Consider the following 23,789-nt stretch of genomic DNA (forward strand, 5'->3'; position numbering starts at 1 on the left):
AAGAAGCAGTTCGGACGACGACCCCAGACATGCCACCACCCAGCGTGGAGAGCATCACGCAACTCGTGCACGGTTTTTATGGAGACGTGCGCAATGATCCGTTGCTAGGGCCTGTTTTTGAACAGGCCCTGCACGGTCGGTGGGAAGCGCACCTCCAACGGCTGGTGGATTTCTGGAGCACGGTGGCGCTGGGCACTCGCAGCTTCAAGGGTGATGTATTTGGCAAGCACATGGCGCTGCAGGGCGTGACGCCTGCCCACTTTGCCGCCTGGGTCGGACTGTGGCAACAACACACCAACGGCCTGTTTACGCCCGAGGTAGCGCACGACCTGCAAGTGGCTGCGCATGGCATTGCGCGCAACCTCTTCCGGGGCTACTTTGGCAGCGACCCGGCTTTTGCAACGCCTCGCTCAGACGAACACGCGCACGGCCATTCGCACCCCTGACTTTCGCCTGCATTGCAGCAAGCCCACCCCCACAGGCAATCGAAGGCGCCGACTTCTACAGGTCGCCTATTTCCCCTTGGAGCCCGGCGTAAAAAACAGCGCCAGGCCCACAGCAATCAACGCCACCGGCCACCACACGCGCAGCAACTCGCGCAGACTGATGCTGATCAGCCCCAGGTTGGTCAACAGAAAAAACACGCCCAGCACGACCAGAACGATCGCCGCAATATTGCCCTTCATGTGCATTCCCTCGGAGTTGTGGTTGGATGGTCGCCATCATTATGGTGGAGCCCCGCGCCTGCCACGGGGCAAAAGCAATGCCCACCCCACCACCACTCACCGCCCGCGCAAGGGCTTGAGCAGGTCAGACAACCCGTTGTGATCAATCTCGTGCATCAGCGCCAGCAACTGCCCCAACTCCCCCTTGGGAAAGCCCTCACGTGCGAACCAGTTCAGGTAGTTGCCCGGCAAGTCGGCCAGCACCGTGCCTTTGTGTTTTCCGTAAGGCATCTGTAGCACAACAAGGCGTTGCAGCTTGTCGGGGTCGATCAGCGTCATGGGGCTATCCGCCAGCGCGTTTGACCTTGTGGCCCAGCTTCTGCAGCGCCACCACCACGCGCTCCACATGGTCTCCCTGCACTTCGATCACACCATCCTTCACCGTGCCTCCACTGCCGCAGGCCGCCTTGAGTTGCTTGCCCAACTGCTCCAACGCGCCTTCGTCCACCAGCACGCCCTTGACCAAGGTGACGGCCTTGCCGCCACGGCCCTTGGTCTCGCGCGACACACGCACAATGCCGTCGCCTGTGGGCAGCGGCTTGTTCTGCTGGCAGATGCATTGCGCCACCGGCTGGCGGCAGCCAGGGCACATGCGACCTGATTCGGTGGAATACACGAGGCCCCCCAGGCCTGCGAAAGACTTCATGACCTTTTCCCCTCCACCTCTTGCTGCAACATGTGGAAGTTAAGCAATCGGGTGGCCAGCAGTGTTTCGGTCAAAAAGCACACCAGCGCCAGCAAAAACGAAGCGACTCCCGCCAGAAAGCCGCCCACAGCGAACCGGCTGGACTGGAAGTCGGTCGTCTCACCCAAAAACAGCAAAATGATGGTGATGCCAATCAGGAATGCACAAAAAGTAAGCAACCCGATACACCCATTGGCCAGTCGCCCGCGCAATCGCAGGTCAGCCAGTTCGCTGTAGGCGCGGGCCAGAAACTCCGGCTCGGCATTGGCGCGTGCACGGTCTTCCACCAAGCGGGCCCGGTCAATAATTCGGGCCAAGCGCCCGGCCACCGCACCAATCATGCCGGACACTGCCGTGAGCAAAAACACGGGAGCCACCGCCAGCTGAATGCCGTGGGTAATGGCAGAAGTATCAAGGGTCAGGGCCATGGGGTGGGTCCGAAATCAAGCAACAAAAATCAAGTGGCCCGATTATCGGTTGCGAACCAGAGGTGATGGCGGCTCGCATTCACCTCGGCAGATGCCAGGCGCTCCGAATTGCCCCTCCAAGTGGCACCGCCCTCCCCATTGGGCAACTGCGGCGACAATGCGCTCTATCTCTTTCTCGTCCGCGCTGCCGTGCGTGCATCCTTCATCACCTCTTCGGCGCCCTTCCATGCCTTTTGCCTCCCTCGGTCTGTCCCCTGCCCTCGTCCACGCTGCAGAAAAAGCGGGCTTTGTGGCGCCCACGCCCATTCAGGCCGGTGCCATCCCTGCCATATTGAGAGGGGTTGACCTGCTGGGCGCTGCACAGACGGGCTCGGGCAAAACAGCTGCCTTCGCCCTGCCACTGCTGCAACAATTGCAGTTCAGCGCCACCGGAGGACCACGCCGGGTGCGTGCTCTGGTGCTCGTGCCCACGCGTGAACTGGCCGCCCAGGTGGGTGAGGTACTGCGAAGCCTGGCCCAGCACCTGCAACAGCCGCTCAAGGTGGCCATCGTGTTTGGCGGTGTGTCGATCAACCCGCAAATGCTTGGGCTGCGCGGCGGCGCCGACATCGTGGTAGCCACGCCGGGCCGCCTGCTGGATCTGGTGGAGCACAACGCGCTGCGGCTTTCTGCCGTGGCGCACCTGGTGCTGGACGAGGCAGACCGCCTGCTGGACCTCGGCTTTGCCGAAGAGCTGCAGCGCGTGCTGGCCCTGTTGCCCGCCCAGCGACAAAATCTGTTCTTCTCGGCCACCTTCCCCACCGCCGTGCAAACGCTCGCCGATGGTTTGCTGAAAGACCCGGTCCGGATAGAAGTGCCCCACACACCCGGCAACGAGCCGGCCATTGAGCAGCGCGCGATTGCAGTCGATGCCAGCCGCCGCACGCAGTTGCTGCGCCATCTGGTCAAGGAACACAACTGGTCGCGTGTGCTGGTGTTTGTCGCCACACAGTACGCGGCGGAGCATGTGGCCGAAAAGCTCTACAAGGCGGGTATCTTCGCCACGCCCTTCCATGGTGGCCTGAGCCAGGGCGCGCGCAAGCAAGTGCTGCAGGAATTCAAGGACGAACGCTGGCAGGTGGTGGTCACCACCGATTTGGCCGCGCGCGGCATCGATATTGCGCAATTGCCCGCCGTGGTCAACTACGATCTTCCGCGCTCGGCAGTGGACTACGTGCACCGCATCGGCCGCACCGGCCGCGCAGGCGAGAGCGGTGTGGCCGTGAGCTTTGTGACCGCCGACGCCGAAGCGCATTTCCGCCTGATCGAAAAGCGCCAGCACCTGAGCCTGCCACGTGAGCAGATGGTGGGCTTCGAACCCACCGACGCGCCCACAGCGGCCTCGACCACCGACCCCCACGGCACAGGCGGCGTCAAGGGCAAACGACCCAGCAAGAAAGACAAGCTGCGAGCGGCAACAGCGGGGGCGACTGCCCCTAGCGACAACAAAAAAGGCCCCTAAGAACGTGCCGACGATCTTGCAGGGGCCTACCAGAAGAATGTGAACCGCAGCGGAGCTGCGCCGCAGCAGGGGTCGATCTCAGAGCCCTTCGTCGCCCTCATCCGCATTGTTGTCGGCAACCTCGCCCGCGGCCCTTGGCTGGCGCTTGCCGGGTTTGGCAAGTATCTCGACATAAAACTGCGCGCCACCATCGGCCGCCACCTCATTGATGAGGCCCGTCAGAGCCGAGAGGTGCACCACCGCAGCGTCCTCCTTGGTGCGGCCGAACTGGCAGTCAAAGTCCCAGAAGTTAGCGCCTTCAGGGATATCCCGGCGGCGTTCGCGCTTGATGTACTTGCGGATTTCGTGCTTAACAGCGTCCAGAACGCGGTCGCGGTTCTTGCCTTCAACGTGGAGTTGGAAATTTTTTCTCATGGGCGATGGTACCGCCTGTGACAGATATGGATTCCCAGCCGCGAACTCTGGTGCCACAATGGTTATTACTTTTGGTTACCGACAAGCCCCATGCTCCACGACCTTCGTCTGCTGCAAGCCCTGCCAGCGGCTGTGCTCGTCACACAGGAAGGTGCCATCCGCTTTGCCAACGCTGCCAGCATGAATCTGCTGGAAGTCACCCAGATGGAGAGCCTCATCGGTCGGCTGTCAGGGGACTTTGTGCACCCCATGGACCAGGTGCGCTCCACCAACCGCATCCAGCAGGTGGCCGTGCCCGCACAGGCGGGACAGCCCAACAAATCCTCCGAATTCCGTATCCGTACCGAGCGGGGCAACCTCCGTATGGTGCTCATCAGCAGCGTCGCCATTGAGTGGGAAGGAGCCCCCGCCGTGCTCATGTGTGGCATGGACATGACGCACCAGAGCGAGATTGAAGCCCAGCTGCGCGAAAGCGAACAGAACTTTCGGCGCCTGTTCGACAACCTCCAGGACGTGTACTACCGCACCAATGCCCAGGGCGTCGTGCAGCATGTGGGCCCTGGCGTGCGCCGTGTGCTGGGATACGAGCCGCACGAGATCGAAGGCCGCACTGCCGAGTCCTATTACCCCCAAAGCACTGACCGTGATGCGTTCAAGGTCGCCATCATGGACAAAGGCGAAGTCTCAGACTTCCCCGGCCAGATGGTGCGGCGTGATGGCACAGTGATCGACATCTCCATCAGCAGCCATGCCCTTTATGACCACGCGGGTCAATTTGCCGGGGTCGAGGGCATCTACCGCGATGTGACGCAGCGCAAAAACCTGGAGCGCGAGCTGCATCGCCTGGCCACCACCGACATGCTCACCGGCATCGCCAACCGGCGAGCATTTCTCGAATGCGCGGAATCGGTTTATGAACACTCGCGCAACAATGGCGAACCGCTCACGCTGCTCATGCTGGACCTGGACCACTTCAAGGCCGTCAACGACCGCTTTGGCCATTTGGAAGGCGACCGGGCTCTGGTGGCGTTTGCACTAGCCGTCAAAAGTCAGCTCCGCGCCAGCGATGTCGTAGGGCGCCTGGGTGGCGAAGAGTTCGGCGTCCTGCTTCCACTGACCGCACTGGCCGAAGGCATGGAAGTGGCGATGCGCATCCTGCACAGCGTCCAAGCGCTGCAACTCGCCGATGACACGGGCGCTACCTACCGCATCACCACCAGCCTCGGCGTGGGCGCTTTCAGGCAATGCGACCGCAGCCTGCGCGACATGATGGACCGTGCCGACCAGGCCTTGTATCTGGCCAAGCACCAGGGGCGCAATCAGATTGCATCGCTCGACGCCCCTGACGACGAAAGCCCGCGCCCCACCGCCACCTGAAAGCCCCGCAGACACAGACCTAGGGATCCTCTGCACGAATCAAGTGGTAAGGGTGCGCTGCGGATCGGGATGGGCTGCAAGGCGCAAAACGCAGCAATAGCGGTAGCTATTGCGAGTATTTGCAACACGGCAGACCGCCCGGGGCCGCAGATGCACACGGCACGCTGATTCGTGCAGAGGGTCCCTACAGGCGCATCCGCTCTTGCTGCAGGTTCCACAGGCAGGCGGCAATCCGCAGCAGCATCTCCATCACATGCTCGGCGCCAGCGTGCGACAGCTCCAGGTCGTCGATGATCATGGCCAGCTGGGAGATCGCATCTTCAGGTGCCGATGCGCCCCCTGTTTGCGCCACTTCTGCAATGGCAATCAGTACATCCGTGCGATTCATGGAGCAGGCTTTGCGGTAGCAAGGGGCGGCAAACCAGCGATCAGCCGCCCCGCTAGCGTGGCGCCATCGCGAGCTGCTGTGGCGATGAAGGCGCCGCTTGCAAGGCCGGCAACGGCTGCCCGGCCCGGTGCAGATCCTGCGCAGCGCCCGCCGTATCCTCGGGCACCAGCCGGAACTGGTGGATCACCTCCAACAGACGCCTGACCTGGTTTTTCACGCCGGAGGATGCCGACGAGCTGTCGTCCACCAAAGCCGCATTTTGCTGAGTCGCCACATCCAGTTGCCGCACGGCCTCGCCGATCTGGGCGATGCCCCGCGCCTGCTCCTGGCCGGCGTCCTTGATCTCGCTAATGAGTGCTACCACCTGATTGACATGCCGCACGGTGTTGGCAACCCGCTCACCCGCCTGACCGACCAGTGTTGATCCGCGCTCAACACCCCGGACGCTGGCCGTAATCAACCCACGGATCTCGCGGGCCGCCGTACTGCTGCGCTGGGACAGCCCGCGCACCTCCCCTGCGACCACGGCAAAACCACGCCCCTGTTCGCCCGCGCGGGCGGCCTCCACCGCCGCGTTGAGAGCCAGCAGATTGGTCTGAAACGCGATGTCGTCGATCACCTTGATGATGTCGGTGATCTTTTGGGACTGGACATTGATCTCCTGCATGGTCGCAATCACGTCGCGCATCACGCTTCCCCCCTCGTTCGCCACCTTGCTGGCTTCTTGCGCCAGCGCAGTGGCCCGATGGGCGTTGTCGGTGTTGTGCTGAACCGTGATGGTGAGTTGCTCCATCGATGCCGCCGTCTCCTGAAGATTCGCCGCCTGCACCTCCGTGCGGCGGGCCAGGTCTTCCGTGCCTCCAGCCATCTGAACAGCATCGCGGGCCACGGTTTCAGTGCTGTCGCGCACCTCGGTAATCACGCGCACAAGTTGGTGGTTCATCTCCCGCAGGGCCGCCAGCAACTCAGCGGTTTCATCCGTTCCGTGCACCACGATCTGCGCGCTCAGATCACCGCCCGCCACTGTGCGGGCCAGCACCACCGCCTGGCGCAGCGGGCGCGAAATCGAGCGCGTGATGACCGAGGCCATCACCGCACCCACCAGCAGCGCCAGCGCGGTGGCGGCCAGCATCCACACGTGGATGGTTTCACTCATTGCCCCGGCAGCACCAAACTCTTCTTCGGCCACCCGAATCTGAAGCGCCACAAGCTGCTCGACGGCCTCCTGAACCTTCAAGGCGTTGGGCCGGATCTGGGTGATATACAGCTCTGAGCCATCGTCGTATTTGCCAGCCACCAACGCCGCTGCAGCCGGGATCAGCCCCTTGTCCAGATAAGTGGTGTTGGCGGCAACAAAGGCCTGAGCAAGAGCCTGCTCCTGCGTGGCCAGCGGCTTGGCGGTGTAGGTCTCCCACAGGGCGCGGATGCGTTCAACGTTCGCGGTCAGTGCGGTGTGGCTGGCTTGCAGGTTGCTGGTGCCCGGGTCCATCAACATGTCCATGACCAGCACGCGGTTGCGCTGTGTCAGGTGGCTGATCTCGGCCAGCACCCCCAGTGGAACCGTGCGGTCTTCATACAGCGCTGCACTGCGCTCAGCCAGGCGCTTGGCGCCGCTGATACCACCGGCGGCCAACGCACAAATCAACAACAGAAGCACTGCAAACGCCAGGGCGAGCCTGGTGCCAATTTTGATTTTTTGAAGCATCTGAAACTCTCGTCAATGACCCAGTGGTTGGCCGCACTCGGCCACCACCATCACATGTCAACGGATGGGGTGATACACGAGGGTGTGGCAATGCCAATACCCCCGTTCACACCAGCGATCTGCAGCCGCAACCCGGCCTGCAAATCGAAGATACTATTTGTTTCAAATGACAAAATCGTGACGGCGGGAAAGACCATTTACCAAACCAAGTCCATTCTGGCGCATATTCATTTTGATAAAATTCCGGTCTTCGCGTGCACAGACAAAACAACTGCAGATACGCGATAAACCACTGCAGCACACTGACAAATACCACTTCATTCAATACAAATAACAGGAAAATAAATGAAATATATTTACACTCTCTTTTTGCTGTCCTGGACACTGCTGCAGGCAGGCGAAGTCGGCGCGCAAACCGTGACCGGCGCAGGCTCATCTGCGGCGGCTCCCATCTACCGCAGTTGGGCCAAGGCCTATGCCAAGACCACGGGGTCCCGGGTGGATTACGAACCGGTCGGCTCCAGTGCCGGCATGAAAAAGATCCAGCAGCAGGCGGTGGGTTTCGGTGCCACCGACGTCTATCCGCCCGAAAAGGATCTCATTGAAAACGGGCTGATTGCCTTGCCAGTGGCCATCACGGGCATCAGCCCCATCGTCAACCTGCCCAAGGTACAAAACGCGCAGTTGCGCCTGACAGGTGACGTACTGAGCCGCATCTTCATGGGAGAAATCAGCCGCTGGAACGCCCCGGAGATCACGGCGTTGAACCCCGAAGTCTCACTGCCAGACATGCCCATCAAGGTGGTAGTGCGTGCCGACGGTTCGGGCACCACCTACAACTTCGCCGATTACCTGGGCAAGGTCAGTCCGAAATGGAAATCCGCCTATGGCGCCAAGACCAGCATCCAGTGGCCTGACGGGTTTCTGGCTTTCAAGGGCAGCGATGGTGTGGCCAAGGGCGTGCGCGACACGGTGGGCGCCATCGGTTATGTGGACTTCGGCTATGTTGCCGAGTATGGGCTGACCTCCGTACAGATGAAAAACGCCGAAGGTGTTTTTGTCAAACCCTCCATCGAGGCCTTCAAGGCTGCGTTGGCCCACAGCGAATGGTCTGCCACCGGGGCCTTCCAGCACACGCTGACGCAAAAGCCCGGCAAATCCGTATGGCCCATCACCATGGGCACCTTTGTGGTCTTCCCCAAGGTCACAGACACACCCGAGCAAACCACCCAGGCCCTGAAATTTATTATCTGGTCATTTCTCAACGGAGATACTCTTGTCCAAGAAAATAATTTTGTTCGCCTCCCAGACCGGGTTCAGGCATCGGCTTTCAAGGTAATTACTTCGATCCGCAATAAAAATGGAACCCCACTGGGCATGAGTTTGATTTCCTCAGCAAATCCATCACTCCATTAAATAATTACCCGATTATTTATTGCAAATTTTTATTATATTTTTACTTCCACCCTCGCTTGAAAGCGATATCCTTGGGCTCTATTAAAAATGGGCCCAGCGGCCAGGCAAGCGTGCCCAAAACCATGGAAATCGAGTTCAAGTTCTGCATCCCCCCGAGCGTCTGGCCGCAATCAAGGCCGCCACGCGCCGAGGACCTTTCGTTCAGATTCGCATGGAGGCCCGCTACTTCGACACGCCCGACGGGGCGCTGTCGGCCCAGGGCATTGCCTTTCGATTGCGCCGCGAAGGCGACCAATGGGTCCAGACCGTCAAGGCCTTGGGCCAAGGCCCCCTGGACCGCGAAGAGCACAACGTGGCGCTGGGCAGCGCCCAAGCGGCCCAAGCGCCCCAGCCACGCCCTGAATTGCACGCGGGCACTGCCGCTGGCACCCGGCTGCTGCAAGCCTTGCAGGCGGCCTCAGGCCCCTTGTCTGAAACCTATGGCACCGAGATGGACCGCCTGACGCGGGACATTGCCTTCAAAGGTGGGGTGGTGGAACTGGCGCTGGACACCGGGCGGGTCATTGCCCATCGTGGCACGCCGCAGCACAAAGAGACGCCCATCTGTGAGCTGGAGCTGGAGCTCAAGGCCGGCCCGGTGGCGGGCCTGGTGGACCTTGCCACCCGGTGGGCGACGCAGCACGGTCTTTTTCTGAGCACCGTGTCCAAGGCAGAGCGCGGCGAGCGACTACTGGCTGCGCAATGGGCCCGCCCCGCCATCAAAGCGCTGCCGATGAAGGCCCACAGCCACAAGCACTCTCTGCTCGCACTGCCGCTGCAGCGCGCGGTGGTAGCCCATTGCCTCCATCAGACTCTGGGCAACGCCAGTGAGATCGTGGAAGGCTCAGGCGACCAGGAGCATATGCACCAGCTACGCATCGGCATCCGCCGCTTGCGCACCGCGCTGCGGGAGCTGGATGCCCTGGCCCCTGGCAACTTCGACTCGGCGTGGACACCACCGCTGGTGGATGTATTCCAGCGCCTGGGCAAACTTCGGGACTGTGGGCAGGTGCTGCTGGCCATGGATGCCGACCTGCATCTGGCCGGTGCTCCTGCCGTGGATTTACCGGCCGCCGCGCAAGCAGCCTCCTCAGACGCCACCGCTGCGGGCATCGTGCACACACCCGCATTCCAGGCCGCGTTGATCGGGCTCATGGGGTTCACGGCGCAGAACCAGGCAATACCGGGCAAAACTGAAGGTGCCATGGATGCCAAGGACACTCGCCGCTGGCTACAAAAACGCTTGTGGGGCCTGCACGCCAAAGTCCAGAAAGATGCACAACGGTTTGGCGCGCTGTCTGCCGAGCAGCAGCACCGCCTTCGCAAGCGCCTCAAGCGTTTGCGCTACCTCACCGAATTTTTGGCGCCCGCGCTCAAAGCTGAAGGCACTCCTTTCCTGGAAAGCCTGCAGCCCGCGCTGTCCGCTTTGGGTCGGCTGAACGACGAGCGCGTGGCCCTCGCCCTCTATGGCGAGATCATCACCACAGACCCCAGGGCCTGGTTTGCGGTGGGCTGGCTGACTGCGCGGCAAGCGGGCGCAGCCGATGCCTGCAAAGTGGCCTTATCCCACATCGCAGAGGCGCCCCGCCTGCGCCACAGCTGTGCACGTTGAGCCCGGTGGGTTCTTCGGGCGGTCTGACATCCAAGGCATCGCACGGCAAAATGGCGGCATGACGGAATCCCCTCCTCCCCAGCGCCCCCATCGCCCCCAGCCCATTCATCCGCCGTCGCGCGCGGGCCATCGCGCCACCCCTGACAAAGACCAGATTGCCTTGCTCGACCCCTTCGAGCGATTGGGCACCGACCGCATCACCCTGGTGACCAACGCGGCACAGGCGGACAAGGCCTGTGATGCCTTGTCCGCAACGAGCGTCTGGGGCTTTGATACCGAATCCAAACCCACCTTTGTGCGTGACGAGGTGTCGGACGGACCCCATATCGTGCAGTTGGCCACGCTCGACACGGCCTTTGTGTTCCAGTTGCACGACCCGGGCTGCCGGGCCCGTGTGGCAGAGCTGCTGGCGCTGCGTGGCGTGACCAAGGCGGGCTTTGGCCTGGGGGACGACACCAAACGCATTCAAAGCAAACTGGGGGTGCAACCGGCCGATGTGCTGGAGCTGAACACCGTGTTCCGCCAACGCGGCTATCGCAAGGACATGGGCGTGAAAGGCGCGGTGGCCGTGTTGTTCAACCGGCGCTTCATCAAGTCGAAAAAGGCCGCCACCTCGAACTGGGCCAACGCCCGGCTGACCGAGTCCCAGCTGGTCTACGCGGCTAACGACGCGTGGGCGGCGCTGCGGGTGTTCAACGCCCTGGAGATACCAACTGCGGCCCCTGCCGCATAAGCACCCGGAGAAACACTACAAAAATAATAGCTGCTAGAGCTTATGAATAAAGCGCCAGAAGCCAATTTCACTCAGATTCCCGCTCCTCGGCCAGCAACGGGGCAAAAGTCACCCTCTACAGGCGCGCCGCCAACCGCGCCGCCTGGTCGATGGCGCGCTTGGCATCCAGCTCGCCCGCCTCCAGCGCGCCCCCAATCCGATGCGGTTTGTGGCCTGCTGCCTCCAAATCCTGCGCCAGACGGAACAGCGGCACCTGCCCCGCGCACAGCACCACGGTGTCACACGGGATCCAGGTCGGGTCATCGCGCTTCTCGCCGTACGAGATGAGCAGGCCTTCATCACCAATGCGCTCGTAGTTCACGCCGCTCACCATCTGCACCTCTTTCATCTTGAGCGTGGTGCGATGGATCCAGCCCGTGGTCTTGCCCAGGCCCGCGCCCAGCTTGCCCTTCTTGCGCTGCAGCAGGGTCACTTGGCGCGCGGGAGGCGTGACACGGGGGCCGCTGGTAGCGAGGCCGCCGCGCGCCTCGGCCGGGTCGGTGATGCCCCATTCGGCCTTCCAGGCGGGCAGGTCCAGCGTGGTGGAGGGGTGGTCGCCGTGCGTCAAAAACTCGGCCACGTCAAAGCCAATGCCGCCCGCGCCGATGATGGCCACGCGCTCGCCCACGGGCTTGCCATGGCGCAGCACATCGATGTAGCTCAGCACCTTGGCGTGGTCCTGGCCGGGGATCTTGGGGTCGCGGGGCAACACGCCCGTGGCGATCACCACCTCGTCAAAGCCCGCCAGGTCTGCTGCCTCCACGCTCTGGTTCAAATGCAGGTGCACCCCCGTGTCTTCCACCCGCGTGGCCAGGTAGCGCAGCATTTCATGGAACTCCTCCTTGCCCGGCACCACCTTGGCCATGTTGAGCTGGCCGCCAATGGCGGGCGCGGCGTCGAACAGATGCACCTCATGCCCGCGCTCGGCCGCCACCGTGGCGGCGGTCAGGCCCGCAGGCCCCGCGCCCACCACGGCGATGCGCTTGCGGGCAGCGGGCGTGGCGATGGGGCGGTAGACCAACTCGGTCTCGTGGCAAGCGCGCGGGTTCACCAGGCAGCTGCTGGTCTTGTTCTGGAACACATGGTCCAGGCAGGCCTGGTTGCAAGCAATGCAGGTGTTGATGCGGTCGGCCCGGCCCTCTCGTGCCTTCTTCACAAAGTCGGCATCGGCCAGCAGCGGGCGCGCCATCGACACCATGTCGGCGCAACCATCAGCCAGCACCTGCTCGGCCACTTCGGGGGTGTTGATGCGGTTGGACGTGACCAGCGGTGTGGCAATGCCCGCCGCAGCAAACTCGGCCTTCATCTTCTGAGTGACCCACGCGAACGCCGCGCGCGGCACACTGGTTGCAATGGTGGGCACCCGCGCCTCGTGCCAGCCGATGCCGGTGTTGACGATGTTGGCACCGCCGGTGGCCACGGCCTTGCCCAAGGTGACAATCTCGTCCCAGGCGCTGCCGCCGGGCACCAGGTCGATCATCGACAGGCGGTAGATGATGATGAAGTCCGGCCCCACGGCCTCGCGCATGCGGGCGAGGATTTCGACCGGCAGGCGCATGCGGTGGCTGTAGTCGCCGCCCCAGGCATCCTGGCGCAGGTTCGTCGTCTGCGAGAGGAACTGGTTGATGAAGTAACCCTCTGAGCCCATCACCTCCACGCCGTCGTAACCCGCCTCGCGCGCCTTCACGGCGCAGTTTACGAAGGCCCGGATCTGCCGCTCCACCCCACGCGCCGACAGCGCAAATGGTGTGAATGGCGAGATGGGCGACTGCAGCCGCGAGGGCGCCACGGCCAGCGGGTGGTAAGCGTAGCGGCCCGTGTGCAGGATCTGCAGCGCGATCTTGCCGCCTGCACCGTGCACGGCGTCAGTCACCACGCGGTGCCGCTTGGCCGCGCCCGAGGTCGCCAGCGTGCCCGCAAACGGCTTGGCCCAGCCTGCGATGTTGGGCGCGAAACCGCCCGTCACGATCAGGCCCACTTCGCCCTCGGCCCGCTCGCGAAAGTACGCTGCCATGCGCGAAAGATCCCGCCCATCCTCCAGCCCGGTGTGCATGGAGCCCATGAGCACGCGGTTCTTGAGGGTGGTGAAACCCAGGTCCAGCGGAGCCAGCAGGTGCGGGTAAAGGGCAGCGCCGGGTGCAGACGGCGTGGAAGCAAAAGTGGCAGGCGCAGCGGTGGCGTTGAAATTCATGGTTTGTGGTGATGAATAGAAGGTTTTTCTAGAACTTTATTCTAGAATCACCGTCCATGGCAAGCCGAATCACCCCCAGCCCCTCTGCCCCCCCTGCCGAGCACCCCACCGACCGCCGCCAGGACATCCTGAACGCCGCCCTCGCCTGCGCGGCCGAAGGCGGCGTGGACACGGTCACCATTGATGGCGTGCGCGCGCGCTGCGGGGCCAGCGTGGGCAGCATCTATCACCACTTTGGCAACCGCGACGGCATCGTGGCGGCGCTGTTCTTTGACATTTTTCACGACCAGTCGCGCAATGTGCAGGCGCAGCTGGACGCCGCTTTAGGCGTCGAAGCAGGGGTGCAGGCGCTGGTCACAGGCTATCTGGACTGGGTGGTAGCGCAGCCCGAGCGGGCGCGCTTTTTGTTCCAGGCGCGCGGCGCCGTGGCGGCGGGCCCGCGCACGCCCGACTTGGCCGAGGCCGCACGGCGCCGCAACCAGGCGCTGGTGGCGTGGTTGGAGCCCCATCGCCAATCGGGTGCACTGCGCGACCTGCCTTGCGATCTGATGCCGTCGCTGGTCATGGGCCCGGTGCAGAGCTATTGCAGGGCGTGGCTGTCAGGCAATGCAGACCAAGGCGGCCTGCCCTCGCCCACGGCCTACCGGGCGGATTTGGCAGAGGCAGCGTGGCGGGCTGTGCGGGCGTGATACCGCAAGATTCAAAAAACAAAACCGCTCACGCTGAGCCTGTCGAAGCGCAGCGCGAGGCTTCGACAGGCTCAGCGTGAGCGGTGATGGAAGATCGACGCAGTGCTTTGCGAGCCGTCAGTAATGTGGCGGTAGCTCATCGCGCAGATTGCGCGACCCGTTCGATCCACCCTCGGGCGCCTGCTGGCGCAGCTGGATGACCTCGTGTGTGAGTCGGTCGATCAGTTGCTGCTGCTGGTAGATGGTCATGTTCAGCTGGTCCAGCAGGTCTTCGGTGTAGCTGGCCTTGATCTCCAGGCTTTCCAGGCGCTGGAGGATGCTGGCAGTGTCGTTGGCGTCTGGCATCGGGTGTCAGATGGCCTGACCCAAACGCGCCACGCCTTCGCGGATCTTGTCCACATCGGCGGTCGCGAACGACAGGCGCAGCGTGGCGTTGTCGGGGTTGGCGCAGTAGAACGGCGTACCGGGCACAAAGGCCACGCCCTTGTCGATGGCGCGCTTGGCCAGCACGTTGCCGTCAGCCACCTTGCCGCCCGCACCGGTCAGGCGCGCCCACACAAACAGGCCGCCCTGGGGCTGCACGAACTCGATGGCATCGCCCAACTCCTTGCGCAGCGCATCACCCATGGCCTGGGCGCGCTCTGCGTAGACCTTGCGTACATGGGCCAGCGTGGCGGGCATGCGGCCGGCCTTGAGGTACTGCGCGGCCGTGGCCTGGGCAAAGGTGCTGGTGTGCGCATCGCTGAACTGCTTGCACATCGTGGCCTTGGCCAGCAGTTCGGCCGGTGCAATCATCCAGCCCACACGCAGGCCGGGCGAGAGCACCTTGCTCATGGAACCGCAGTGTGCCAGCAGCTCACGGCTTCCGGGCACGGTGGCCGACAGGTTGAGCAGGCTGGGGGGTGGCGCTTCGCCAAAGTACAGGTCACCGTACGGGTCGTCCTCGACGATCAACGTGTTGTGCTTGACGGCCATCTCCAGCACGGCCTTGCGGCGCTCCAGGCTCAGCATGGCGCCGCTGGGGTTGCCGAAGGTGGGGATCAGGTAGACGAACTTGGGCTTGTGCTCAGCAATGAGCTTTTCCAACTCGTCGGTCTTCACGCCGTTTTCGTCGATGGGAGCGCTGATGAGTTCGGCGCCGTACAGGCGGAAACACTGAATGGTGGCCAGGAAGGTCGGGCCTTCCACAATGACTTTGTCACCCGGGCTGATGAGCGTCTTGCCCAGCAAATCGAGTGCTTGCTGGCTGCCAGTGGTCACGATGAGGTTGTCGGCCGCCAGATCCTTGGCACCTTTGCTGGCCATGAAGGCGGCCAGTTGCTCGCGCAGCGGGTTGTAGCCTTCAGTGGCGCCGTATTGCAGTGCGGCACCAGGTTCTTCGGTCAGTGCGGCATTGCTGGCCGCGCGAATGCCTTCCACGTCAAACATCGCGCTGTCCGGGAAGCCGCCCGCAAAGCTGATGATGCCGGGCTTGCCCAGCAGCTTGAAAAGCTCACGGATGGCGGAGGTTTCTACGTTGTTCAGGCGGTCGGCAAATTGCATGGCGTGGTCGGGGAGTGGGTTGGCAACAAGCTTTGCATTGTCGCCAATTGCAGCGCAGGTTTCCTGCGGTGTCATTAAACTGGCTTCTCTTCTCCTTAACGCCATGACGCGCCATGCCCCTGACGATACGCACCCTGCCACGCATGCGCTTGGCCGCCATGCGCCACACCGGCGCCTATGCCCACCCCGGTCTGACCGATCTGTGGGAGCGGTTTGGTGCCTGGTGCACCACCCATCGCCTGACCGACCCACCGCCGAAGTTTTACGGGTTCAGCCACGACAACCCGGCCTGCACGCCGCCCGAGCAGTGCCGATATGACGCCTGCGTGCAGATCGGCGTGGGCCTGCGCACCGGCCCCGATGTGCAGGTGATGGACTATGAGGGTGGCGACTACGCCTGCCTGCACTTCACGGGTACCGGGCCCGAGATTGCTGCGGCCTGGGCGCGCATGGCGGTGCCGGAGCAAATTCCTGAAGGCTGGGAATACGTGCACCGCGCGGCCTTGGAAATCTATGACGAAGACTTTGCGGTGGACCCTGCAACCGGCCGCTTTCCGTGCTGGCTGTGCGTGCCGGTGCAACGCAGCCGCTGACCCCCCAACAAGCCGGACAGCCCCACCGGAGCGTTGCTTTGCTCCCCAAGATACCCACCAGAAGCCCCGATGAAAACCTCGCAGATCGAACCCTTTTTTGCCACGCTGAAGGCGGCCAACCCCCTGCCCAACACGGAGCTGGAATACACCACCACCTTCGAACTGCTGGCCGCCGTACTGCTCTCCGCCCAGGCCACGGATGTGGGCGTGAACAAGGCCACCCGCAAACTGTTCCCGGTGGCGGGCACTCCGCAGGCCATTCTGGACCTGGGGTTGGCGGGGCTGGAGGGCTACATCAAGACCATCGGGCTGTACCGCACCAAGGCCAAGAACCTGATGGAAACCTGCCGCATCCTCGTGGAGCAGCACGCCAGCGTGGTGCCCCGCACGCGGGAAGCCTTGGAAGCCTTGCCGGGTGTGGGCCGCAAGACGGCCAACGTGGTGTTGAACGTGGCCTTCGGCCAGCCCACGATGGCGGTAGACACCCACATCTTTCGCGTGAGCAACCGCACGGGCCTGGCACCAGGAAAAAATCCGCTGGCGGTGGAACTGCAGCTCATGAAGCGCGTGCCCGCCGCCTACGCCGTGGACTCGCACCACTGGCTTATCCTGCTCGGACGCTATGTCTGCCAGGCGCGCAAACCACGCTGCTGGGAATGCGTGGTGAGTCCGTATTGCGACTACGCGCCCAAAACGATGGCTCCCTGAAATCCAGACACTCGCCAACGCGCTGAGCACAGCATGTGCACAATCCCACCTTTTTTTGACTCACCGAAGAGGTTGCCCATGTCCCCACTCCATTTCGTCCAGCAAGGCCAGGGGCCTGTCGTCGTTCTGAGCCACGCTCTCGGCTGCGACCTGCAAATGTGGGACGACGTGGCCTCTGCGCTGCAGGACCGATACACCGTGCTGCGCTACGACCACCGCGGCCATGGCCGCTCGCCGGCGACTGAAGGCCCCTACAGCATGCAAGACTTGGCCGACGATGCGGCCGCGTTCATCCGTGCCCATGCAGGGGGCGAGCCGGTGCACTTCGTGGGTCTGTCCATGGGCGGGATGACGGCGCAGGCCCTGGCCGCGCGCCACCCTGCGCTGGTGCGCAGTATCACCATTGCCAACTCGGCCTGTCACTACGATGAAGCGGCACAGGTGGGCTGGCAGACCCGCGTAACCACCGTGCTGGCCCAGGGCATCGAGCCCATTGCCGACGGTGCGATGCAGCGCTGGTTCACGCCCGAAATCTGCACCGACAACCTCCACGGCGGCAGCGCCCGTGTAGCCGCCATGCGGGCCATCTTGGTCGATACGGCGCCAGTGCCCTATGCAGCCGCCTGCACCGCTGTGGCCGCCATCGACCTCGCAGCGGGCAACCGCAGCATTGCTTGCCCCACACTCGTGCTGGCCGGCACCCGCGACGAGGCCACGCCACCGGCCTTGTCGCAGACGATCGCCGAAACCATCCCGGGCGCACAGCTGTCCTTCATCGATGCAGCCCACCTGAGTGCGGTGGAGAAACCGGCCGAGTTCGCGCGCGTCGTATCGGCATTCATCGCCGCCCACTGAAAGTGGACTGAAGCAGGGCTGCGAACTCCAACGCTGCCCTGCTGCGCGACGCGCCCTTGCGCCACAAAATGCCCGCCTGCCGCAGCATGGTCGGTGAATGCAGGTTGATGGCGTGCAGGTCGCTGGCTTGCTGCGCAGCACGCTCGGGCGCAATGCTGGCCAGTTCACCCCAGCGGCACACGTCGAGCAGGCCCTCAACGGATTCCATCTCCACCCGCACCAGGGGCACCACGCCCGCAGCACGCAGACTGTCGTCGATGAGGCGGCGTGTGGCAAAGCTGCGCGGCAGCATGGCCAGTGGCACCGCAGCCAGGTCCTTGATGGCCAGTGTGCGACGCCGCGCCAGCGGGTGCTGGTGGTTGACGACGAGTTGCAGACGCTCCTCGAACAGGGGGTCGGTCTCGATCTCCTCGCGCTCGGTGGGATAAAAGGCGATGCCCACGTCCAATTGCCCCGCCACCAACTGTTCCTCGATAGGGCCGGCCCGCAGATCGCGCACCACCACGTTCACGCCCGGATAGGCGCTGCTGAAAGCCGCCACAGCAGCTGGCACCAGCGTGTGCAAAAAGGTCGGGATGACCCCCACGGTGAGCAACCCCGTCTGCAGTGCGCCCATGTCGGCCAAGGCCATGCGGCCGGCCTCGATCTCCTGCAGCGCTCGGGCTGCATGGCTGCGAAAGACGACACCGGCCTGCGACAGCTTGAGCCCCCGGCCCAATCGATCGAACAATGCCACACCCAGCTCTTGCTCCAGCTGGCGCAGGCCGTGCGATAGGGTGGACTGCGTGACGAACAGGTTCTGCGCGGACTGCGTCAGGTGCTCGGTGCGTGCGATGTCGAGAAAGTAGCGAAGCTGGCGGATTTCCATGGGTGATGCTCCCGCGTCGCACCGTTGAAGCACGGCCGACTTTTCATCGATCATATCGAATGGTCGATTGAAAATGATTCATTGGATTTGTTGAGAAACCGCCATTAATCTTGCAATGGCTTGGGCCTCCTCAGGGAGGACGGGCATCGCACACAGATCGATCAAAGGCCCCGCATGAACCACCGCGATGGATTCACCGTCGAGCGCATCGAAGCGCGCATCCTAGACATCCCCACCATTCGACCGCACAAGCTGTCGTTCGGGTCCATCAGCCGACAAAGCCCGGTCATAGTGCAGTTGTGGCTGAAAGGCGGCGCCTGCGGTTTTGGCGAGGCCGCCACCATCGGCGGCCCTTCGTGGAACGAGGAATCGCCTGAGAGCATCCATCACGCTATTGCCAACTACCTCGCACCGGCCCTGGTCGGACAGGACGGCGGCGGCTTCGAAGCAGCGCTGACGCGCATGGACAAGGCCTGCAAAGGCAACGCCTTTGCCAAGAGCGCCATGGAGATGGCGTTGATCGACGCCGTGGCCCGAACCCTGGGCCAGCCCGCCTGGCAGTTGCTGGGCGGCAAAGTACATCACAGCCTGCCCCTGGCATGGACCCTGGCCAGCGGCGATGTAGAGCGCGATCTGCAAGAGGCGCAATTGCGCCTCGAACAAAAGCGCCACCGCATCTTCAAGATGAAAATCGGCGCCAACGCCCCGGCCGATGACGTGGCCCATGTGACGCAGATCGCGCGCGGCCTGCAAGGCAAGGCCACACTCACCGTGGACGTCAACCAGGCGTGGGACGGCAACACCGCACGCCGCTACCTGCCGCAACTGGTGGAGGCCGGTGTAAGCCTGATCGAGCAGCCCGTGGCGCGCTGGAACGTGGAAGCATTGAAGGGCCTGACCGCCACCCTGCCCGGCGCCCTCATCATGGCCGACGAAACCGTGTGCACCCCGCAAGACGCCATGCTTCTGGCGCGCGAGCAGGCGGCCCACGTGTTCTCGCTCAAGGTGGCCAAACACGGTGGTCTGCTGCGCACCCGCAAGGTGGCGGCAGTGGCCGAGGCGGCCGACATCGGCTGGTACGGCGGCACCATGCTGGAGACCTCGCTGGGCAGCGCCGCGTCGGCCCACGTGTTCTCGACCCTGGGGGGTCAGCACCACGGCTGCGAACTGTTCGGCCCCCAACTGCTGGTGGATGACATTGTGGAATCACAGATGCCCATCGCCGAGTTTGCGCTGCAGCTGCCCGACGGTCCGGGCTTTGGCGTGCAGGTATCGCTCGCCCAACTCGACCGCTTCGACCGTGCGCGCGAGGGCCAATCCCCCGTTCACATCGACATGGGCCGCAAGGCCACCACCCCTGCCACCGTTTAAGGAGACTCCCACATGCTGTTCCTCGTTCGCATGGACGTCAACATCCCCCATGGCCTGCCTGTCGAGCAGATCAACGACATCAAGGCCCGCGAAAAGGCCTATTCACAGGACCTGCAGCGCGATGGCCGGTGGAAAAGCATCTGGCGCGTGGTGGGCGAATACGCCAACTACAGCGTTTTCGACGTGTCCTCCAACGATGAACTGCACCAGTTGCTGCAGGGCCTGCCGCTGTTCCCCTTCATGAAGATATCGGTGACGCCGCTGGCGCAGCACCCCTCAGCCATCGGCTGACCCGCTTCGCTACGACCCAGCGCGCCAAAGCTCAAAAGAAAGACATGGAGACAAGACCCGATGAAAAGACCACTCACCCCCACGCTGCTGGCTGCCACCCTGGCGCTGGCCGCATTCCCTGCAGCACACGCCCAGGCCACAGGCTCTAACTGGCCGAACAAGCCGATCCGCTGGGTCGTTCCCTTCCCGCCCGGCGGCGCCATGGACGCCATTGCCCGCACCCTGGGCGAGAAGGCGGGCCAAGCGCTGGGCCAGCCCTTCGTGATCGAGAACAAGGCAGGCGCGGGCGGCAACATCGGCGCCGAATTCGTGGCCAAGCAACCGGCCGACGGCTATACGCTGATGATCACCTCCATCGGCATGGCCACCAACAAGCCGTTGTACGGCAAGCTGTCCTACGACCCAGTCAAGGACTTTGCGCCGGTGAGCCTGCTGGCCGTGGTACCCAACGTGCTGGTGACCAATGCCACACAGCCCGACATAAAAACCGCCACCGACGTGATCGCCGCCGCGCGCAAGGCGCCGGGCAAGCTCACCTATGGTTCGGCCGGCAACGGCACCTCGATCCACCTCGCGGGCGAGATGTTCAACTCGCTTGCGCAGGTCGACATGCTGCACATCCCTTACAAAGGCAGCGGCCCGGCAGTGGCAGACCTGCTGGGCGGGCAGATCAACTACATGTTCGACAGCATCACCTCGGCCAAGCCCCATATCCAGTCGGGCAAGCTGCGCGCCTTGGGCGTGACCACGGCCAAGCGCTCCGCCACGCTGCCCAACGTGCCCACCCTCGCCGAAGCCGGCTTGCCCGGCTACGAAGTGTCGCCCTGGTTCGCGGTGTTCATGCCCGCAGGCACGCCACCGGCCATCGTCAACAAGCTCAACAGCGCCCTGCGCGATGCGATGAAGCTGCCCGACGTGGTGGCGCGCTTTGAAACCATTGGCGCCGAACCCGTGGGCTCCACGCCTGCTGAACTCGCCACGCACCTGGCCCGAGAGTCCGATCGCTGGTCGAAATTGATTGCCGAGCGTGGCATCAAGCTCGACTGATCGACCGCCGATTTCCTTTCTCTCACGATTTCCAACCATCCATTCCCACCGAGGAGACATAACCCATGGCTGAATTCACCGCATCCCAGTTGCTCGAACTGGTCAACACCCAGCAAGTCGCCCCCGGCAACGCCCGTGTGCGCGCTATTTCCCAACGCATCGTGACCGACCTGTTCAAGGCCATCGACGATCTGGACATCACTCCCGATGAGTTCTGGGCCGGCGTGGCCTGGCTCACGCGCCTGGGCGCAGCCGGACAGACCGGGCTGATCACTGCGGGGTTGGGCTTTGACCGCTTGCTGGACATCCGCGCCGACGAGGCCGATCAGAAAGCCGGCCGCGCTGGCGGCACGCCGCGTGCCATTGAAGGCCCGCTGTTCGTTGCCGGCGCCCCCACTGCAAAGGTGGAAGTGCGTGTGGACGAGGGCGAGCCCAAAGGCGATGTGTTTGTCATGGAAGGCCAGGTGCTGGACCTGGAAGGCAAGCCTGTCCCGCATGCCATGGTGGATGTGTGGCACGCCAATGAGCAAGGTGGCTATTCGCACTTCTTTCCCGGCATGCAGCCCTACGAGTTGCGCCGCCGCATCGAGACCGATGCCAAGGGCTTTTATCGCTTCCGCAGTTTCTTGCCGCCCGGTTACGCCATTCCTCCGTCCGGCCCGGTGGCTGAGCTGTTTGCCGCCCTCGGTCGCCATGGCCATCGGCCTGCGCACATTCACTTTCTCGTCACGGCCACGGGCATGCGCACGCTCACCACGCAGGTCAATATCCCTGGCGACACCTACATCGATGACGACTTTGCGTTCGCTACGCGCGATGGCCTGATTGTGGAGCTGCAAAAGAATGTGGCACCCGCAGGGTATGAATCGCTGGGCATTGGCGCGCCGTTCACGCGGTCGGTGTTCAACTTTGTCCTGACCAAGGCCGTGTCCCAGGATGAGGCGCTGCCGCTCACACGCATGGAGCGTGTGGCCACACCGGCCTGAGCGGGCAACGACCGCCACGGCTGGGAATCTTTCGGTATCAGGCGCCTGGGTGCAAGCCCAGCGCTGCCATGGCCCCCGACACCCCCATCCAGGCCACATCAAACCCTGCCACCTTGCGCTCCGGTGGCACCGGGTGGGCGCGCAGCGCCCAGTGGGCCCCGGCTACCACACTGTCAATCACCGGCACCGCCACCTGCGGCTGCACCGCAGCGGCCATGCCGGCCAGCCCGGCGCCGCCCAGGATCACGGCTTGCACACCCATCTGCCGCACCACATCGCGGCAGGCCTGCGCCAGCAGACTGCGGGCGGCTTCGGGGTCGGCCGCCAGTTGGGCGCCGGTCGGCGCCACGGTGTGAATGCCGGCCAGCGCATGGGCATGCCCCAAGGCCTGAGCGAGGCGCTGCAACATGGGCCCCCAACGCTCGCCTCCCGTGACGATGGCAAAGCGACCATGGCGTGCGGCCTCGATGAAGGAAGCTTCTGCGAGGCCGGTCACAGGCACGGGGCTGCTTTCGCGCAGCGCCATCAGGCCCGGGTCGCCAAAACAGCCGATCAGCACAGCATCAGGCAATGGCAATCGCAACGGCTGTACCAGTTCATATGCCCACACATCCAGCGCCGCATGAGCCGCCACCGCGTAACTGGCCTCGCAGGCGATGTAGGGCGCCCCAAATCTCGCAGTGGCCGTGCGCACCGCCACGTGTGAGCCTGCGGCCACCTGCACATGCTGCTGCAGCAAGGCGCTGACGCTGGCCGATGTGTTGGGGTTGATGACGAGCAACTGGCGCATGGCAAGGCGTGAAGAATCGAATCAGGCGCCCAGCAGTTGGGCGAGGTCAGGGGCATCAGCGGCCGGCGGGGTGAACTCCAGCTGGGTTTCGATGCGGGCCAGGTGGGCCAACATCAGCCGGGGCGCTTCGCGCACATCGCGCAGGCGAATCGCATCAATCAATGCCCGATGCTCCCGACAGCCGCAGGCCGTCGCCTCCTCGCGCTCGCGCGCATGGCTCGGGCTGTAGGTCATGAGGATGAGCGAGGTGCGCGACACCAGCTCGCGCAGGATGCGGCCCAGCGTCTGGTGACCTGCGGCCTGCGCGATGTGCAGGTGAAAGTCGCCCGACAGGCGGATGGCGCGGCGCATGTCGCCGCTGGCGCGGGCGGCCTCCTCGTCGTCGATGCAGGTGCGCAGCGCAGCAATGTCGGCGTCGGTGGCGTTGGCAATAAACAGCTCCACCAGGCGCGGCTCCAGCAGGCGGCGGGCCTCGAACACCTCCAGCGCTTCTTGCGGCGTGGGCTGGGCAATGGATGCGCCCCGGTTGGGCGTGAGGGTCACCACTTGCTCGTTGGCAAGCCGCACCAGCACAGGCCGTACACGGGTGCGCGATACGCCAAAGGCCGCCGCCAGCTTGTCTTCCACCAGCTTGGTGCCGGGCGGTAGCCGGTGGTCGAGGATGGCAGAGACCATGCGGTCGTACATGTCGTTGTCGCTGAGCTGGCCGGTCGTGTCGGGCTGCACGGGCGGTTCGGTGTCCGCAGCGCGCGCGCGCCGGGGCTTGGGGAGGGTGGTCGTCATAAGGGTGCCGTTT

Annotated in this window: 27 protein-coding genes; 14 read left to right on the top strand and 13 right to left on the bottom strand. The window is 63.8% G+C overall.

Features of this window, described 5'->3' with window-relative positions; all coding sequences use genetic code 11:
• Positions 1-29: 29 nt before the first annotated feature.
• Positions 30-446 carry a group III truncated hemoglobin gene (locus CLU85_RS14800; RefSeq protein ID WP_100410928.1) on the top strand — a complete coding sequence of 139 codons (417 nt, stop codon included), beginning with the start codon at positions 30-32 and terminating at the stop codon, positions 444-446.
• Between the two features lie 66 nt (positions 447-512).
• On the opposite strand, the gene CLU85_RS23150 is transcribed toward CLU85_RS14800, so the two are convergent.
• From CLU85_RS23150 to CLU85_RS14815, 4 genes are all read right to left on the bottom strand, one after another.
• Positions 513-686, bottom strand: a complete 174-nt coding sequence (locus CLU85_RS23150) for a LiaI-LiaF-like domain-containing protein (protein ID WP_198509199.1) — start codon at positions 684-686, stop codon at positions 513-515.
• 96 nt (positions 687-782) lie between these two features.
• On the bottom strand, positions 783-995 hold the full coding sequence (locus CLU85_RS14805; protein ID WP_100412567.1) for a DUF3820 family protein: 213 nt from the start codon (positions 993-995) through the stop codon (positions 783-785).
• A gap of 13 nt (positions 996-1,008) precedes the next feature.
• The gene (locus CLU85_RS14810; RefSeq protein ID WP_100410929.1) at positions 1,009-1,371 is read right to left on the bottom strand and encodes a translation initiation factor Sui1; all 363 of its coding nucleotides are present in this window, start codon (positions 1,369-1,371) and stop codon (positions 1,009-1,011) included.
• Positions 1,368-1,838 carry a DUF2721 domain-containing protein gene (locus CLU85_RS14815; RefSeq protein ID WP_100410930.1) on the bottom strand — a complete coding sequence of 157 codons (471 nt, stop codon included), beginning with the start codon at positions 1,836-1,838 and terminating at the stop codon, positions 1,368-1,370. The genes CLU85_RS14810 and CLU85_RS14815 overlap by 4 nt, the downstream gene beginning before the upstream one ends.
• Before the next feature lie 226 nt (positions 1,839-2,064).
• Here CLU85_RS14815 and CLU85_RS14820 point away from each other — a divergent pair, with 226 nt between their 5' ends.
• Positions 2,065-3,339 (top strand): DEAD/DEAH box helicase, encoded by a 1,275-nt coding sequence (locus CLU85_RS14820; RefSeq protein ID WP_100410931.1) that lies wholly within the window; start codon positions 2,065-2,067, stop codon positions 3,337-3,339.
• Between the two features lie 78 nt (positions 3,340-3,417).
• Here the strand turns inward: CLU85_RS14820 and CLU85_RS14825 are convergent, their stop codons facing one another.
• On the bottom strand, positions 3,418-3,753 hold the full coding sequence (locus CLU85_RS14825) for a DUF6172 family protein (RefSeq protein ID WP_100410932.1): 336 nt from the start codon (positions 3,751-3,753) through the stop codon (positions 3,418-3,420).
• 90 nt (positions 3,754-3,843) lie between these two features.
• Between CLU85_RS14825 and CLU85_RS14830 the strand changes: the two genes are divergently transcribed.
• Positions 3,844-5,130 carry a sensor domain-containing diguanylate cyclase gene (locus CLU85_RS14830; RefSeq protein ID WP_100410933.1) on the top strand — a complete coding sequence of 429 codons (1,287 nt, stop codon included), beginning with the start codon at positions 3,844-3,846 and terminating at the stop codon, positions 5,128-5,130.
• A 184-nt stretch (positions 5,131-5,314) separates the two neighbouring features.
• On the opposite strand, the gene CLU85_RS14835 is transcribed toward CLU85_RS14830, so the two are convergent.
• The gene (locus CLU85_RS14835) at positions 5,315-5,518 is read right to left on the bottom strand and encodes a hypothetical protein (protein ID WP_100410934.1); all 204 of its coding nucleotides are present in this window, start codon (positions 5,516-5,518) and stop codon (positions 5,315-5,317) included.
• A 52-nt stretch (positions 5,519-5,570) separates the two neighbouring features.
• A complete protein-coding gene (locus tag CLU85_RS14840; protein ID WP_100410935.1) occupies positions 5,571-7,223 on the bottom strand; it encodes a methyl-accepting chemotaxis protein in 1,653 nt (550 codons plus the stop codon).
• Between the two features lie 345 nt (positions 7,224-7,568).
• On the opposite strand from CLU85_RS14840, the gene pstS reads away from it, so the two are divergent.
• The 3 genes from pstS to CLU85_RS14855 all read left to right on the top strand — a co-directional run bounded on the left by pstS (position 7,569) and on the right by CLU85_RS14855 (position 11,023).
• Positions 7,569-8,639 carry a phosphate ABC transporter substrate-binding protein PstS gene (gene pstS, locus CLU85_RS14845; protein WP_100410936.1) on the top strand — a complete coding sequence of 357 codons (1,071 nt, stop codon included), beginning with the start codon at positions 7,569-7,571 and terminating at the stop codon, positions 8,637-8,639.
• Between the two features lie 211 nt (positions 8,640-8,850).
• Entirely contained in the window at positions 8,851-10,290 is a 1,440-nt protein-coding gene (locus CLU85_RS14850) for a CYTH and CHAD domain-containing protein (protein ID WP_369858225.1), read from the top strand.
• Between the two features lie 58 nt (positions 10,291-10,348).
• The gene (locus CLU85_RS14855) at positions 10,349-11,023 is read left to right on the top strand and encodes a 3'-5' exonuclease (RefSeq protein ID WP_100410937.1); all 675 of its coding nucleotides are present in this window, start codon (positions 10,349-10,351) and stop codon (positions 11,021-11,023) included.
• A 115-nt stretch (positions 11,024-11,138) separates the two neighbouring features.
• Here CLU85_RS14855 and CLU85_RS14860 read toward each other — a convergent pair whose 3' ends face one another.
• Positions 11,139-13,253 carry an NADPH-dependent 2,4-dienoyl-CoA reductase gene (locus CLU85_RS14860; RefSeq protein WP_100410938.1) on the bottom strand — a complete coding sequence of 705 codons (2,115 nt, stop codon included), beginning with the start codon at positions 13,251-13,253 and terminating at the stop codon, positions 11,139-11,141.
• Positions 13,254-13,309: 56 nt separating this feature from the next.
• Here CLU85_RS14860 and CLU85_RS14865 point away from each other — a divergent pair, with 56 nt between their 5' ends.
• Positions 13,310-13,942 carry a TetR/AcrR family transcriptional regulator gene (locus CLU85_RS14865; protein ID WP_100410939.1) on the top strand — a complete coding sequence of 211 codons (633 nt, stop codon included), beginning with the start codon at positions 13,310-13,312 and terminating at the stop codon, positions 13,940-13,942.
• 117 nt (positions 13,943-14,059) lie between these two features.
• Here CLU85_RS14865 and CLU85_RS14870 read toward each other — a convergent pair whose 3' ends face one another.
• Together CLU85_RS14870 and CLU85_RS14875 are read right to left on the bottom strand one after the other, a co-directional pair.
• Positions 14,060-14,287, bottom strand: a complete 228-nt coding sequence (locus tag CLU85_RS14870; protein WP_100410940.1) for a SlyX family protein — start codon at positions 14,285-14,287, stop codon at positions 14,060-14,062.
• A 6-nt stretch (positions 14,288-14,293) separates the two neighbouring features.
• The gene (locus CLU85_RS14875; RefSeq protein ID WP_100412568.1) at positions 14,294-15,484 is read right to left on the bottom strand and encodes a PLP-dependent aminotransferase family protein; all 1,191 of its coding nucleotides are present in this window, start codon (positions 15,482-15,484) and stop codon (positions 14,294-14,296) included.
• Positions 15,485-15,597: 113 nt separating this feature from the next.
• Between CLU85_RS14875 and CLU85_RS14880 the strand changes: the two genes are divergently transcribed.
• From CLU85_RS14880 to CLU85_RS14890, 3 genes are all read left to right on the top strand, one after another.
• A complete protein-coding gene (locus CLU85_RS14880; protein WP_100410941.1) occupies positions 15,598-16,077 on the top strand; it encodes a GyrI-like domain-containing protein in 480 nt (159 codons plus the stop codon).
• A gap of 69 nt (positions 16,078-16,146) precedes the next feature.
• Positions 16,147-16,785, top strand: a complete 639-nt coding sequence (gene nth, locus CLU85_RS14885; protein ID WP_100410942.1) for an endonuclease III — start codon at positions 16,147-16,149, stop codon at positions 16,783-16,785.
• Positions 16,786-16,863: 78 nt separating this feature from the next.
• Complete coding sequence (locus tag CLU85_RS14890) at positions 16,864-17,640, top strand: alpha/beta fold hydrolase (protein WP_100410943.1); 777 nt, start codon at positions 16,864-16,866, stop codon at positions 17,638-17,640.
• On the opposite strand, the gene cynR is transcribed toward CLU85_RS14890, so the two are convergent.
• Complete coding sequence (cynR, locus tag CLU85_RS14895; protein ID WP_100412569.1) at positions 17,624-18,508, bottom strand: transcriptional regulator CynR; 885 nt, start codon at positions 18,506-18,508, stop codon at positions 17,624-17,626. The two genes, CLU85_RS14890 and cynR, sit on opposite strands and share 17 nt — an antisense overlap.
• 174 nt (positions 18,509-18,682) lie before the next feature.
• Between cynR and CLU85_RS14900 the strand changes: the two genes are divergently transcribed.
• From CLU85_RS14900 to CLU85_RS14915, 4 genes are all read left to right on the top strand, one after another.
• Positions 18,683-19,879, top strand: coding sequence for a muconate cycloisomerase family protein (locus CLU85_RS14900; protein ID WP_100410944.1), 1,197 nt, complete (start codon positions 18,683-18,685; stop codon positions 19,877-19,879).
• 12 nt (positions 19,880-19,891) lie between these two features.
• Positions 19,892-20,170, top strand: coding sequence for a muconolactone Delta-isomerase (gene catC, locus CLU85_RS14905; protein ID WP_100410945.1), 279 nt, complete (start codon positions 19,892-19,894; stop codon positions 20,168-20,170).
• A 60-nt stretch (positions 20,171-20,230) separates the two neighbouring features.
• Positions 20,231-21,217, top strand: coding sequence for a tripartite tricarboxylate transporter substrate binding protein (locus tag CLU85_RS14910; RefSeq protein WP_100410946.1), 987 nt, complete (start codon positions 20,231-20,233; stop codon positions 21,215-21,217).
• A 65-nt stretch (positions 21,218-21,282) separates the two neighbouring features.
• The gene (locus tag CLU85_RS14915) at positions 21,283-22,203 is read left to right on the top strand and encodes a dioxygenase (protein WP_100410947.1); all 921 of its coding nucleotides are present in this window, start codon (positions 21,283-21,285) and stop codon (positions 22,201-22,203) included.
• A gap of 37 nt (positions 22,204-22,240) precedes the next feature.
• Here CLU85_RS14915 and CLU85_RS14920 read toward each other — a convergent pair whose 3' ends face one another.
• Together CLU85_RS14920 and CLU85_RS14925 are read right to left on the bottom strand one after the other, a co-directional pair.
• Positions 22,241-22,993 (bottom strand): aspartate/glutamate racemase family protein, encoded by a 753-nt coding sequence (locus tag CLU85_RS14920; protein WP_100410948.1) that lies wholly within the window; start codon positions 22,991-22,993, stop codon positions 22,241-22,243.
• Positions 22,994-23,014: 21 nt separating this feature from the next.
• Positions 23,015-23,776 carry a GntR family transcriptional regulator gene (locus CLU85_RS14925; RefSeq protein WP_100410949.1) on the bottom strand — a complete coding sequence of 254 codons (762 nt, stop codon included), beginning with the start codon at positions 23,774-23,776 and terminating at the stop codon, positions 23,015-23,017.
• Between the last annotated feature and the right edge of the window lie 13 nt (positions 23,777-23,789).

The organism is Acidovorax sp. 69, assembly GCF_002797445.1.
In the GTDB taxonomy this organism is placed as follows: domain Bacteria; phylum Pseudomonadota; class Gammaproteobacteria; order Burkholderiales; family Burkholderiaceae_C; genus Acidovorax.